This is a genomic window from Bacteroidota bacterium, from assembly GCA_039821555.1.
Lineage (GTDB): Bacteria > Bacteroidota > Rhodothermia > Rhodothermales > Rubricoccaceae > JBCBEX01.
The window spans coordinates 172,787-186,533 of sequence record JBCBNX010000005.1 but is presented as its reverse complement, the minus strand read 5'-3'; the positions used below and the strand labels follow the sequence as shown (position 1 = coordinate 186,533).

The window sequence follows — 13,747 nt, the reverse complement described above, 5'->3', positions numbered from 1 at the left end:
CTGCATGCGCACTCTGCTACTCCTCCTCCTGTGCTTCGGCCTCGCAACGACGTCAGCGGCACAGACCGCTGCTTCTTGTGAGGATGGAACAGCTCGAACGACGCTCAGTGGTGCCAACGTCGAGACGGGGCTCTGGATCGACGGCAGCATCGGGCTCGAAAACGCGACAACCCCCACGTACTTCGTGCCGCGCGGCACCACGCAGTCGCCGCTCTTCGTCGCGAGCCTCTGGGTTGGTGGGCAGATTGGGGGAGAGACGCGTACGGCCGCCGCGCTCTACACAGCCTTCGAGTTCTGGCCGGGCCCGCTCGGGGACGACGCCCAGCCGCTCGGCGACTGCGCCCAGTACGACCGCATCTGGAGTGTGTCGCAGGACGATGTAGCCGCCTTCGAGGCCGGAGGCGCGGCCACTGCCGACTTGCGCGCGTGGCCGACCGGCCTCGGTGCCGCCACCGTCGACGCGACAGGTGCGCCCGTCGTGCCCACGAGTCGCGGTCAGGTCATCGACCTCGACGCAGGCGAGCGTCCGGTCGTCTATGGCACCCAGACGGCGTTCTGGGTCATGAACGACGTCGGCAACGAGCACGTGTACACCGGCTCGGCCCCGCTCGGCATCGAGGTGCAGGTGACCGCCTCGGCCTTCGATACGGGCGTAGCGGCCTTCGACAACGCGACGGTCTACCGCTATCGGATCGTCAACCGCAACACCGCGCCCATCGAAGCGGGGCATGCCTCGTTCTGGACCGACTTCGATCTGGGTACGTTCTGGGATGACTACGTCGGGTCGGACTCGCTGCGTCACATGGCGTTCGTCTACAACGGTCAAGCAACCGACGAGGAATACGGTACGCCCCCGGCGTTCGGCGTGGATGTCCTCAGCGGGGCGGCGAGCGTCATCTTCCCCTACAAGTCGGGGCCCTTCCCGACGTCGGAGAGCGCGCAGGGGCCCGACGAGCACTACCAGTTCATGCAGGGGCGCTGGCGCGATGGATCGCCCGTCACGGAGCAGGGCTTTGGCTTCGACACCGATGGTGCTTCAGTCGCATGGATGTACCCTGGTGATCCGGTGGCGCAGGACTTCTGGAGCTTGGAGAACATAGACGGGAATGGTACAGAGGCGGCCTTTGGCGATATGCGCGGCCTCGCCAACTCGCCAGCGTTCGACCTCGCGCCGGGCGACGCCTACCAGTTCGATGTCGCGTTGCTGTTCGCGCAGGGCACCGACCGTCTCGACAGCGTTGCCGAGCTTCGCCGGGCGAGCGACCGTATTCAGGCCGCTTATGACGCCGGGCTCCTCTTCGGTGGAGGAAGTCCGGTCTCGGCGGAAGAAGCGCCCCAGGATCGGGCCTTCGAGGTGACGGTCTACCCCAACCCCATCCGGGATCACGCTGCGGTAGCCTTCCAGATCGAGACGCCTTCGGAGGTGCGCGTCCGCGTTGTGGACGTGCTCGGACGCACCGTCGCAACGATCCAGCGCGAGTCCGTCGCTGCAGGCGTGCATCAGGTCAGCCTGCCAGGCGACCTCGCCAGTGGGACCTACGTCGTAGAGGTGGCCACCAACCGAGCCCGGATAAGCCGTCTCGTGACGGTCGCCCGATAGCGCCCACCTCGTGCTCTGAGGACCGTGTGCATGCGTAGGAGGCGGCACCTCCTGCTTCTCTCCCCTGAAGGGCCGAGAAACGATCCCCCTCACGCTTGAGGGGGACAGATCGAACGAAGTGAGATCATGGGGCTGCGAGGCAAGAGGAAGCGCGCAACCACGACGCTTACCAACCGACCTGTTCCGTGAGGTCGCGCCATTGTGGGTTCTGCCGCGCAATGAGGTCCAGCTTCTTCGCCCGCCGCCAGCCCTTGAGTTGCCGCTCCCGCGCAATCGCATCGTGCACGCTGGCATACGACTCCACGTAGACCAGCCGGTCGATGTCATACCGCGCTGTGAACCCAGGCACCGCCTTCGCCCGGTGCTCGGCCACGCGCCGCCCGAGGTCGCTCGTCATGCCGACGTAGAGCACGAGCGCCCGGTTGGCGAGGATGTAGACGTAATACGTCTTGGAGCGAGGCACGGCAGCAGCATCTGGAAACGGGGCTACCGACGCGTAGCAGTACGCGCTCGGCAGCGTATCCCTCCAGACACGCGTCCCCACGCCCGCGTAACCGCCTCTCTACTGCGAATGTCTCAGTCCCGCCACGTCCCCCCGTGCACTCCACACTCCCCCTCTGTCATCCTGAGCGCAGCCCGTAGGGCGGAGTCGAAGAGCTTGCCCTGAGCGCAGTCGAAGGGATCTCTGTCCACCTCGGCGCTTCGGGTGGGGCCTGAAAGCTGGCCCGCAGATCCTTCGACTCGCTCCGCTCGCTCAGGATGACAGATTACTATCCTTCGTTTTTGCTGGTACTACCTGGCCAGTCTCTGATTTCTATCGTTTCAAGGAGACCCCTGTGCGCTTCCGGGCCAAACTTCTCAACTCGGGTAAAGTCAAGATACTCGGTACGCACCTCCCCTCCGTCTGGGGGAGCGCTGAAAGTGATCTTGAACTCGGACAAACCGAGAGTCATCTGGGCAGCTAGACGCGCATGCTCTTCTTTGGTGAGTACGACTGGTAAGGTGATCTGCACGGGGCCCAGATAGACCTCGCGGTCGAGAATCTCGTAACCTCGCTCTCCAGTAATTCTGATCCATCTAAGCTCTTCAGGGGGGAAGAAAGAGGTAATGTCTGCACCTTTGCTGGGAGTGAGAGTGACGGTATAGGTATTGAAGGATCGAACGAGTTGCCCGCTCTCCAGAATATCCCTCAGTTCTTGAGCATCGATAATATCCCGGCCAGTAAGTGACTCTGGCAAGGAGAACTCGCATCCTAGCCTGTCCTCAATAGCAACTAGGCTTGCGAGGTACTGGGCGAGAGTAGCATCAACAGCCGTCGCGGATGGGATGGCATGAGGTGTAACCAAAACTCCGCCTGTCTCCGTGTCGACTAACCCTATTGAGGCACCATCGGCAAGAGCGTTTGCAAGGCGGACCGCCTGAAAGGAACGTCGGGCCTTGCGGCCAAGAAGTGAAACCCTAAGATTCACCGTGACCGCTATTCCCTTTTTATCGCGCTTCTCGAAAACGAGATTGAGACACACTGGATCGTGCTCGTCCGTTTCAAACTCAGTACGACGACTTCCAGACCGAAGAAGCCTCATTTTCAGACCATCGTATATCAGGGGCGCACCTGGTTTTGTGAGTTCGAGATAGACAGCTCTGGGCGGTCCAGGAACAGTAGGGCCTATTTGTAGCTCTGAGGGAATTTCGTTTCCAAATAGCTGAGCAAGCTCTTCATGCTGCTCGAAGGAGGCGATAAAAGCCCCAGGTATCACAGCAGCTGTACCCTCCTCAAAGACACGCTGCAGAGCCTGCAGCGAAGCCTCACCTTCGGGTGTCTCCGGAAAATTGAAGATCCCTTTTGCAATGAGTGTGCCCTCTGACTTCGGTGTGACGTGATAGAAAACACTTTCGGAGTGTATTTCAGGGACCACCTCGAAGTATTCGAGCCTACCTAGCCTTTGTCTTATCGCTTCAAGGCTCGCTGGAACGCTTGGCTTCGGGAGGTGCCTATTCAACATCTCGACGATTTTACCAGCATCCCAGAAACTTGTATTTCTGGCTTCAAGATTTACTCCGATAGCAGCGCGGATAGCTTTCCTAGCTTCTGGGCTAATTGGACCTGAAGCGGCTACAATTACGCGATTGATGCTTTGTTCTTCGCAACTTGTTTTGTCGAGAAACTTGGCACCGAAAGCTTGGCGAACTTGAGTTGCGACTGTAGCTACATCTCCCGAAGCCTGAGCGTTGATTCGTCCCCGTTTCGCAACGATGGCAAAGTTCGTGCGGATTCCAGCCTCATGTTTCCAGAACACCACATCTTTGCCCAGCTCATTCGGTCCGTGCGTATGCTCAACCTCGAGCATTCCCATGATCCTGAGCAGAGGAATGAGCTTCTTCCGACGAAACTCGTCTTCGGTTAGCTTTGCTAATTCTTCCGGGGTATGGAGCACTGTTTTGCTTGCAACATCCTAAAGAAAAGGAGGCAGGGTCGCGAAACCCTGCCTCCCCGGATATGACACTGGTTGCTCAGGTCAGCACTCACCCGCAGCCGGTGGAGGCGCCGCAGTTGGTGCACTGGTAGCAGGCCCCGGAGCGGACCGTGATCGAGCCGCACACCGAGCACGGAGGCGAGTCGCTCTGGTTCTGGAAGAGCGCCTGCGGTCCCGCGGCCTGGGCCAGCGACGGGCTCGCGGCGCCCCCCGTGGGCTTAGGCGTACCCTGCGTGGCCATGAACGCCTCCACGGTTTGCCCGACGAGCGGGTCCGGGGTCGGCGTGGTCGGCGTGGCGGTGAAGAGGTCGGCCTGCGAGGTGTCGGCGGCGGGGCCAGCCTTCGCGGCCTCCTGCTGCACCGCCATCTGCGGGCTCACGGGGGCCGCCTCGCGCGCGTCCCCGAGGAACTTCAGGCTCAGGTACCGGAAGATGTAGTCCATGATGGACTTCGCCATCGGGATCTGCCGGTTGTTGGTGAAGCCGCTCGGCTCGAAGCGCATGTGGCTGAACTTCTGGCAGAGGTCTTCGAGCGGCACGCCGTACTGCAGGCCCAGCGAGATGCTCGTCGCGAAGGCGTCCATCAGGCCGCCGATGGTCGAGCCCTGCTTCGCCATCGTGATAAAGATCTCGCCCGGCAGGCTCGTGTCCGGGTAGAGGCCGATGTGGAGGTAGCCCTCGTGGCCCGCGATCGAGAACTTGTGCGTGAGGCTCGGGCGCTCGTCCGGCAGGCGGCGGCGCGACGGCTCCTGGATCACCTTCTCGATCTCGACGATCTTTTCGACCTCGCGGATGATGACTTCGGGTTCGACCGAAGCGCCATCGCCCGACGACGAGGCCGCATTCTTCGTGTTGCCGTCCTGCTTCGTCGAGAGCGGCTGCGAGCGCTTGGAGTTCTCGCGGTAGATCGCGACGGCCTTGAGGCCCCACTCCCAAGCCTTGACGTACGCGTCGGCGATGTCCTCCGGCGTAGCGCTCTCAGGCAGGTTGACCGTCTTCGAGATCGCGCCCGAGATGAACGGCTGGCAGGCGGCCATCATCTTGATGTGGCCCATGTGGCTGATGTAGCGCGTGCCCTTGAACGCCTTGAAGGCGCAGTCGAACACCGGCAGGTGCTCCGCCTTGAGGCCGCTCCGGACGAGTTCGCCGTCCACCGTCACGTCCTCGATGGTGTCCTGCGTGTCGATGTGGGCGAGGATGGCGGCGGTCTCGGCGTCGGAGTAGCCGAGGCGGCCGAGGGCCTGGCCGACCGTCTGGTTGACGATCTTCATCATGCCGTCGCCCTTGCCCGCGAGGAGTTTGTACTTCACGAGCGCGATGTCCGGCTCGATGCCCGTCGTGTCGCAGTCCATCATGAAGCCGATGGTGCCGGTCGGCGCGAGGACGGTCGCCTGCGCGTTGCGGTAGCCATGCTTCTCGCCGAGCGCGACCATGCGGTCGGCCGACTCCTGCGCGGCGGTGCGGAGGTAGTCCGGGCACGTCGCGTGGATATCGCCCACAGCGGCCTGGTGCATGCGCATGACCTCCAGGAAGGGCTCGCGGTTGGCGGCATAGCCGTCGAACGGCCCGATCTTCTTGTTGGCTGCGATCTCAGCCGAGCGGGCGAAGCCTTCGCAGTGCTCGATGGCCATGATGGCACCGGCGACGCCGCGGCCCTCGTCGGAATCGTAGGGCAGGCCCATCGACATGAGGAGCGCGCCGAGGTTGGCGAAGCCGAGGCCGAGCGGGCGGTAGGCGTGGCTGTTCGCGGCGATGTTGGCCGACGGGTAGCCCGCGTTGTCGACGAGGATCTCCTGCGCCGTGAGGTAGATGCGCGCCGCCGCGCGGAAGCGCTCGACGTTGAACGTGCCATCGGCGTTCTGGTACTTGCGCAGGTTGAGGCTCGCCAGGTTGCACGCCGAGTTGTCCAAGAACATGTACTCCGAGCACGGATTGCTGGAGTTGATGCGGTCCGAGTTCTTGCAGGTGTGCCACGTCTGGATCGTGTCTTCATACTGCACGCCGGGGTCGCCGCAGAGGTGCGTGCCCTCGGCGATGCCGTCGAGGATCGTCCGTGCCGGGATCGTCTCGACGGCCTCGTTGCCCGTGACCGACAGCAGGTCGTAGTCCGTGTCGGCGACGGCGGCCTCCATGAAGGCGTCGTCCAGGCGGACCGATTGGTTGACGTTCTGGAAGGCGACCGAGCCGTAGGCAGCGCCGTTGAACGAGCCGTCGTAGCCCTCCTCGATGAGTGCCCAGGCCTTCTGCTCCTCGGTCTTCTTGGCGTTCACGAACTCCATGATGTCCGGGTGCCACGACTTGAGCGTCTGCATGATCGCCGCGCGGCGCGTCTTACCGCCCGACTTGATCGTGCCGCCGGTCGCGTCCTGCACCTTCATGAAGGACACGGGGCCGCTCGGGATGCCGCCGCCGGAGAGCTTCTCCTTCGACGAGCGCAGCTTCGACCAGTCGGCGCCGACGCCGGAGCCGAACTTGAAGAGGCGCGCGCTCTCGCCCATGAGCTGCCAGATGTCGTCGATGGAGTCGTCGACGGAGATGATGAAGCAGGCCGACGCCTGCGGGCGCTCGTAGGGGTCGACGCGGACGACCTCCTGCTTCTCGGGGTCCCAGCCGAAGATGGTCTTGCCGCCCGAGTCGCGGACGCCGTACTGGTGGTGCAGCCCGACGTTGAACCACACCGGGCTGTTGAACGCGCCGTACTGGTTGGTGCAGAGCCAGGTCAGCTCGTCGTAGAACGTCTCGGCGTCCTTCTTGGTGGCGAAGTAGCCCTGGTCGCGGCCCCAGTCAGCGATGGTGCGGGTGACGCGGTGGACGAGTTGCTTCAGGCTATACTCGCGCTGCCCGTCGGCCGGATTGCCGTTGCCCGTTGCGATGTCGCCATAGAAATATTTAGAGGCGACGACGTTGGTGGCAAGCTGGCTCCAGCCTTCTGGAAACTCAACGTTCTTCTGCTCGAAGATCGCCTCGCCCTTGTGGTTTTTGATCGCGGCGTCACGGGTCTGCCAGACGACGCTGTCAAAGGGATGCTGGTCGGGCGAAGAGAAGACGCGATTGATGCGCAGGCCCTTGGAGGGAGAAGTGGACATGGTGAGTGGGGGTAGGTATCCGTTATGAAAACTGCGGTTGGCGCGGGCCACAACCTCTGCGGCGAAGCGCCAGAAATGGGGAGGGGTGTGCGGGACAATTAAGAAACCGTTTCCAGAGAGAGGACCGCAAACCGTTTTCTCCACAGGTTATACAGATGGTGGGCAACGAGCATCACGGGGTTGTCCACAGGGGCGCTGTAGCGGCAAACGCCCCGAACGGCGTTATTCGGGGTGTCTGGAAAGCTGTTATGCAGAGAAGTCCACACGGAATCCGAACCGTGGACAACGAGATCGGGGCCGGCGTTGATGACTCAAGCCCCAATAACGGGACTGTTAAGGAACGGATAACGGAAGCTTCATTCGTCCTTTGGACTGAATTGCCTGGGCTAGGGAGTGGCTAGAAGTCGTCGTCGAAATCGAGGTCGTCACTGAGATCGTCAAAGTCGTCGTACTCCTCGTCGTCCTCGTCGTAGTCGCCCTCGTCGTCGAAGTCGCCCTCCTCGTCGTAGTCGTAGTCCTCATCATCGAGGTCGTCGAAGTCCCCCTCCTCGTCAAAATCAAGGTCGTCCTCGTCGAGGTCATCGTTGCCGAGGTCGTTGTTGCCGAGGTCGTTGTTGCCGAGGTCGTCGTTGCCGAGGTCGTTGTTGCCGAGGTCGTTGTTGCCGAGGTCGTCGTCAAAGTCGTCGTCCTCGAAGTCAAACTCGTCGTCGTCGATAGCGAGAGCGTCGCTGGCGAGGGTGGGGAGCAACAGGTCGTCCATGGTGGGGCGGGCTGAGGCTGGCGGGTGGAACAGGCGCACCGCTGAGGCGGTCATGCCGCGTGCTGGAACGTACCGCGCGCGGAGCAGCGTGCAGCCCCAAGGTACAACGCCCGTCGCAGGTTTCGACACGGCCCTGGCGGCCAGAACAACGAGGACGCAGGACGCCATGCCGACCCGCGCGGCAGTGAAATTGGGATGCAACACGACGGGTCGCCGCCGGGCGTGGGATCTGTCCCGTTCGCGTCGTAGTATTTCCCTGCTGAATCTTTCGCTCCCCAAGACGAATCCTGCCCCCATGTTCGACGCCGAACGCAGTGCCTATCCGCATCCCGACGAATTCAAGGTGATGCGCCCCGAGTACACCGACCTCGATCCCGAGAACGAAGACGAGGAGGCGAAGGAATGGCAGGCCGCCATCGTGATCGCGCCGTTCCGCGTGGTCGGCCGCAGCGTCACGAAGGCGGGGGCCCGCCGCGCCGCCCTCTACGAGGCTGCCAAGACCTACCGCTCCTACCACCCGCACTTCCGCATCAAGAGCCCCTACCCGGAGACGTTCACCGGAGACGATGGCATGAAGTGGGAGCGCCTCCGTCCGGCCCTCCGCTCGAAGTACGGCGACTACACGTTCACCGACGAGGACGGCGAGGAGGACTACGCCGACATTGAGCAGATGCTGGCGTGGGACGTCCGCCTCGCCGAGACGGAAGAGGTCGAGGACTAGCGCTTGTACCAGTTCTTTGGGACGAGGCCTCACTCGAACCCGAGTGTCATCCCCGCGAAGGCGGAGATCCATACGGCGCCTCGTACAGATCCCGGATCGAGTCCGGGATGACAAAGGCGGGGGTGGGCTACTATCCTGGCGGCTTGGTATTAGTCGCCTACAAGCACGGCACCCGAGCGGGGCGGCAGCTGTAGCGCCGTCCCGTCTTTCGTTACGGCGTCTACGGTGACGTCGGGCGTCTGGTTTGCGGCGTCGCCGAGATCAAACGTCTGCGCGGCCTCGCTGGTGTTAAGCACGACGAGTGCACGCTCGCCGTCGCCAAGGCGTTGGTAGGCGATCACGCCGGTGTCGTCGTCGGCTTGGAGCCACGCAAGGTCACCGGTGGCGAAGACGCTTGGGTGCGCGGCGCGCAGCGCGGTGAGGCTGCGGTAGAAGGCGAACAGGTCCGTGTCGCGCGCCACGGGATCGGGCGCGCGCGCCTCGCCGAACGGGTGCGTCGTCTCGGTGGCGTAGGTGAACTCCGGCCACAGCATCGGCTTGCGCATGTCGGGGTCGTCGGCGCCCCACATGCCGACCTCGTCGCCGTAGAAGAGGTGCGGCGCGCCGGGCAGCGTGAACTGCATGAGCGCGAGCAGCCGCATCGAACGGAAGGTGGCGGCATCCGGCTGGTCGATGCGGTACTCGGCGTGCGCCGTCGGCGTGGGGGCGTCTTTGTAGCCGCGCTGCGGGTTGTAGAGCGAGGTGGCGATGCGCGGGGTGTCGTGCGAGCCACCGAGCTGCATCAGGCCTTGGCGGGTGGCCTCGTCAACGCCGACGAAGAGCGAGTCGATGTGGGCTTGCCACGCGCTCGGCGTGTGGGCATCGGGGCCGCCGACGAGCAGGCCGCGCGTGGGCTTGTACCACCGGTAGTGCATCACGCCGTCGAACACGTCGCCGAGGTAAGGGCGGATGTCGCTCATGTGGTGCGGCCAGCGCTCCCACCAGATCTCACCGACGAGGTAGGCGTCGGGGTTGATCGCCTTGACGAAGCGGTAGTAGTCGCGCCAGAAGCCGAGCGGCACCTGCTCGGCTACGTCGAGGCGGAAGCCGTCGAGGCCGTCCGAGGGGTCGCCGTCGCCGTTGGGGTCGAGCCAGCGCCGCGTCACCGCCTCGATGTGCGCCACGGCCTCCGGGGCCAGGTTGCCGTCGTAGGGGATGCCCTCGGCGGGGTTGCCGGTCTGGTTGACCTTGCGGATCTCGGGGAGCGTCGGCACGCCCGCCCAGCCAGTGTAGGCAAATTCGCTCGTGTCGGGCGTCGCCGGGTCGTCCCAAGCGTCGACCTTGTACCACGAGGCGTACGGCGAGGCCTGCTGGTTTTCGAGCACATCCTGCCACGCCCAAAAGGTCTGCCCGGTGTGGTTCCACGAGTAGTCGAGGACGACCTTCAGCCCCTGCGCGTGCGCGGCGTCGACGAAGTCGAGGAAGAGCCGGTCGGCGGCGGTGAGCTGCCACGTGTCCGGATCGAGCGGGTCCTCGGCGGCGATGATCGCCTTGTCGCCTTCAGGGTCGGGGCCGAAGTGCGGGTCGATGTGGCGGTAGACACGCGCGTCGTACTTGTGCAGGCTCGGCGCGTCGTTCATCGGGTTGAGGTAGAGCGCCGTCACGCCGAGGCTGTCGAGGTAGGGCAGCGCGTCGAGCATGCCCTGGAGGTCGCCGCCATAGCGCCGCAGCTGGACCGTCGTGTAGAACGGCTCGCCGAGGCGCTGCGCCCAGCCCTCCTGCTCGTACCAGTCGTGCGTCCAGGGCGTCGGCTGCCAGCCCGCCGCCAGGAGGCGTTCGCTCTCCGTGTGCGGGTAGGCCCCGCGAATGCTCTCGATGGTCGGGTCGTTGGACGGGTCGCCGTTGCGGAAGCGCTCGGGGAAGATCTGGTACCACACCGCGCCGCGGGTCCACTCAGGGACGGCTGGCTCACCAGGGGGAACGGTGTCGGGTGCTGGGTCGGTGCAGGCGACGAGCGTGGCTGTGACGAGCGTGGCTGTGACGAGCAGGAAGAGAAGGGCGCGCATGGCGAGGGGAGCAGCGAAGGAGAGCCAAATACCAGATACGAGAAACCACTGTGCATTGGCTGATTCACCCACCTTTGTCATCCCGGACTTGATCCGGGATCCATACGGTGCACCGCATGGATTCCCGCTTTCGCGGGAATAACTCTGGGGCGAGCTTGCATAGCCATTTCTCGGAGACGTCGTAAAACCTACGGAAGCACGGCCGCAGTGGAAAAGTCGGTGCCGCCTCAAAACCTACACGTAACAGAAGAGGCCGCCTGCACTATGCAGACGGCCTCCGTTCGCGGTGGTGGGTCGAGGACCTAGTCCTCGCTCGGCTCGGCGGGTTGGACGGCCCCATCGCCGCTCGGGTCGGCGGCGGCTTGCGGAGCGTCGCCGTTCTCTTCGTCGTCCTCGGGGTCGAGGATGAGGCGGGCGACGTCGGCGATCTGGTCGCCGTCGCGGAGGTTGATCACGCGGACGCCCTGCGTGTTGCGGCCGTACGACGAGATGTCGCCGACGCCCATCCGGATCATCGTGCCGTGCTGCGTCACGATCATGAGGTCGTCCTCGTCCGTGACCGACTTCAGCGCGACGAGGTTGCCCGTCTTGCTGGTCGTCTTGTGCGTGGCGATGCCGAGGCCGCCGCGCGACTGCTGGCGGTACTCCGAGAGGTCGGTCTTCTTGCCGTAGCCGTTCTCGGACACGGTGAGCACTTGGGCACCCTCGCGCTTGAAGGCGATCATCCCGACAACCGCCTCGCCCTGGCGGAGCGTCATGCCGCGCACACCGCGCGTGTTGCGGCCCATCGCGCGAGCATCCGACTCATGGAAGCGGATCGAGCGCCCGCCCGAGCAGCCGAGCATCACCTCCGTGTCGCCGTCGGTAAGCCGCGCTTCGAGCAACTGGTCGTCGTCGTCGATCGAGATGGCGATGATGCCGTCGATGCGGGGGCGCGAGAACTGCTCCAGGACGGTCTTCTTGACCTGGCCGTTCTTCGTCACCATGAGGACGTAATGCGCGTTCAAGAACTCGTCCGAGCGGAAGTTGTCCTTCTTGATGCGGAGGACGGCGCGGAGGCGGTCCTCCTGCGGGATCTGGATGAGGTTGCGGATGGAGCGGCCCTTCGCGGTGCGCCCGCCCTCAGGAGCGTCGTAGACGCGCAGCCAATAGCACTGGCCGAGGTCGGTGAAGAAGAGCAGGTAGTCGTGCGTCGAACACGTAAACAGGTGCTCGACGAAGTCCTCGTCGCGGGTGCCGGTGCCGCGCATGCCGCGCCCGCCGCGGCCCTGGCTGCGGTACTCGCCCAGCGCCGTGCGCTTCACGAGGCCCTGGTGCGTGACCGTGACCACCATCGGCTCGTCCTCGATCAGGTCTTCGAGGTCGATGTCGCCGCCGCCCATGTAGTCGATCTCGGAGCGGCGCTCGTCGGCGAACTTCTCCTTGATCTCCAGCAGCTCGGTCTTGATGATCTGCATGCGCAGGTCCTCCGAGCCCAGGATGGCGCGCAGGCGCTCGATCTCCTGGATGAGCGCACGGTATTCGCCCAGGATCTTGTCTTGCTCCAGGCCCGTCAGGCGGCGCAGCGTGAGGTCGAGGATGGCGCGGGCCTGCGCGTCCGAGAGCCACGGGCGCGGGACGAACTCCTCGGGGAGGTCCTCGCCATGCTGCGTGAACTGGAGCGCGCTCGCAAGCCGTTCGCCCCCATCTCCACGTTGGAGCCGCTCGGCGGGCGGGACCGGATTGAGGCCCATCCGCGCAAGCACGTCGGACGTGAGCTTCTGCGGGTACACGCCTGCCATCAAGTTCAGCCGCGCCTCCTCCGTCGTGCCCGAGTTGCGGATGATCGCGATCACCTCGTCGAGGTGGTCGAGCGCCAGCGTGAGGCCTTCGAGGACGTGCGCGCGCTCCTCGGCCTTGCGCAACTCGTACTGCGTGCGCCGCACCACGACCTCGTGGCGGTGCTCCACGTAGTAGCGGATCATCTCCTTGAGCGTGAGCACGCGCGGGCGCCCGTTGACGAGCGCGACCGTGTTGACGCCGAAGGTGTGCTGGAGCTGCGTGTACTTGAAGAGCTGGTTCTGCACGACCGCAGGCACCGCGTCGCGCTTGAGCTCCATCACGATCCGCATGCCGTCGCGGTCCGACTCGTCGCGCAGGTCCGAGATGCCCTCGATGCGCTTGTCGCGCACCGCGTCGGCGATCTTCCGGAGGAGCGTCGACTTGTTGACCTGGTAGGGGATCTCGGTCACGATGAGCGCGAGGCGCCCCTCACGGATCTCCTCCTCCTGCATGCGCGCGCGCATCACGACGCGCCCGCGACCGGTGCGGTAGGCTTGCTGGACGCCCGCATAGCCGTAGATCACGCCGCCCGTCGGGAAGTCGGGGGCCTTGATGTGCTGCATGAGATCGTCGAGGGCGATCTCGCGGGTGCCGTCCTCGTTCGTGGGGCTGTCGATGTAGGCGACGATGCCGTCCACGAGCTCGCCGAGGTTGTGCGGCGGGATGTTGGTCGCCATGCCGACCGCGATGCCCGAGGCGCCATTCAGGAGCAGGTTGGGCACTGCGGCGGGGAGGACCGTCGGCTCCTCGCGCGAGCCGTCGTAGTTGGGCGCAAAGTCCACCGTCTCCTTGTCGATGTCGCGGAGGATCTCCTCGGCGACACGTGTCATGCGGGCCTCCGTGTAGCGCATCGCGGCGGCCGCGTCCCCGTCGATGGAGCCGAAGTTGCCCTGGCCGTCCACGACCGGCGTGCGCATCGCGAAGTCCTGCGCCATGCGGACGAGCGTGTCGTAGATCGCGCTGTCGCCGTGGGGGTGGTATTTCCCCATCACCTCGCCGACGATGGTAGCGCTCTTGCGGTAGGACTTCCCGGCGGTGAGGCCGAGGTCCTGCATGCCGTATAGGACGCGCCGCTGGACCGGCTTGAGGCCGTCGCGCACGTCGGGGAGCGCACGGCTGACGATGACCGACATCGAGTAGTCGATGTAACTCGACTTCATCTCCTGCTCGATGTCGATGGGGATGATGCGTGGGGCTTCCATAAAACGCTGGGCAGCCGGACCGTTGGTGGTAGGTAGGTG

Annotated in this window: 8 protein-coding genes; 2 read left to right on the top strand and 6 right to left on the bottom strand. The window is 64.4% G+C overall.

Translation table 11 applies throughout. The annotated features are described in order from the left end of the window. Positions 1-4 precede the first annotated feature (4 nt). Positions 5-1,600: a T9SS type A sorting domain-containing protein gene (locus AAFU51_08390; GenBank protein MEO1571274.1), complete on the top strand. Its 1,596-nt coding sequence runs from the start codon at positions 5-7 to the stop codon at positions 1,598-1,600. Between the two features lie 166 nt (positions 1,601-1,766). Here the strand turns inward: AAFU51_08390 and AAFU51_08385 are convergent, their stop codons facing one another. The 4 genes from AAFU51_08385 to AAFU51_08370 form a co-directional block, all read right to left on the bottom strand. Continuing rightward, positions 1,767-2,063 carry a GIY-YIG nuclease family protein gene (locus AAFU51_08385; protein ID MEO1571273.1) on the bottom strand — a complete coding sequence of 99 codons (297 nt, stop codon included), beginning with the start codon at positions 2,061-2,063 and terminating at the stop codon, positions 1,767-1,769. A gap of 307 nt (positions 2,064-2,370) precedes the next feature. Then, on the bottom strand, positions 2,371-4,035 hold the full coding sequence (locus tag AAFU51_08380; protein ID MEO1571272.1) for a hypothetical protein: 1,665 nt from the start codon (positions 4,033-4,035) through the stop codon (positions 2,371-2,373). Between the two features lie 88 nt (positions 4,036-4,123). Further along, positions 4,124-7,159 carry a vitamin B12-dependent ribonucleotide reductase gene (locus AAFU51_08375; protein MEO1571271.1) on the bottom strand — a complete coding sequence of 1,012 codons (3,036 nt, stop codon included), beginning with the start codon at positions 7,157-7,159 and terminating at the stop codon, positions 4,124-4,126. 397 nt (positions 7,160-7,556) lie between these two features. Next, positions 7,557-7,919: a hypothetical protein gene (locus AAFU51_08370; GenBank protein MEO1571270.1), complete on the bottom strand. Its 363-nt coding sequence runs from the start codon at positions 7,917-7,919 to the stop codon at positions 7,557-7,559. A gap of 295 nt (positions 7,920-8,214) precedes the next feature. Here AAFU51_08370 and AAFU51_08365 point away from each other — a divergent pair, with 295 nt between their 5' ends. After that, positions 8,215-8,640, top strand: a complete 426-nt coding sequence (locus tag AAFU51_08365; GenBank protein MEO1571269.1) for a hypothetical protein — start codon at positions 8,215-8,217, stop codon at positions 8,638-8,640. A 149-nt stretch (positions 8,641-8,789) separates the two neighbouring features. On the opposite strand, the gene AAFU51_08360 is transcribed toward AAFU51_08365, so the two are convergent. Together AAFU51_08360 and gyrA are read right to left on the bottom strand one after the other, a co-directional pair. After that, the gene (locus tag AAFU51_08360) at positions 8,790-10,685 is read right to left on the bottom strand and encodes a glycoside hydrolase family 13 protein (protein MEO1571268.1); all 1,896 of its coding nucleotides are present in this window, start codon (positions 10,683-10,685) and stop codon (positions 8,790-8,792) included. A gap of 302 nt (positions 10,686-10,987) precedes the next feature. After that, positions 10,988-13,708 (bottom strand): DNA gyrase subunit A, encoded by a 2,721-nt coding sequence (gyrA, locus tag AAFU51_08355; protein ID MEO1571267.1) that lies wholly within the window; start codon positions 13,706-13,708, stop codon positions 10,988-10,990. Positions 13,709-13,747: the final 39 nt, after the last annotated feature.

What these genes read in the sequence shown, in the direction of transcription:
- AAFU51_08370 (MEO1571270.1), bottom strand. Translation starts at nt 7,919, where the DNA reads ATGGACGACCTGTTGCTCCCCACCCTCGCCAGCGACGCTCTCGCTATC.
- AAFU51_08365 (MEO1571269.1), top strand. Translation starts at nt 8,215, where the DNA reads ATGTTCGACGCCGAACGCAGTGCCTATCCGCATCCCGACGAATTCAAG.
- gyrA (MEO1571267.1), bottom strand. Translation starts at nt 13,708, where the DNA reads ATGGAAGCCCCACGCATCATCCCCATCGACATCGAGCAGGAGATGAAG.
- AAFU51_08375 (MEO1571271.1), bottom strand. Translation starts at nt 7,159, where the DNA reads ATGTCCACTTCTCCCTCCAAGGGCCTGCGCATCAATCGCGTCTTCTCT.
- AAFU51_08360 (MEO1571268.1), bottom strand. Translation starts at nt 10,685, where the DNA reads ATGCGCGCCCTTCTCTTCCTGCTCGTCACAGCCACGCTCGTCACAGCC.
- AAFU51_08390 (MEO1571274.1), top strand. Translation starts at nt 5, where the DNA reads ATGCGCACTCTGCTACTCCTCCTCCTGTGCTTCGGCCTCGCAACGACG.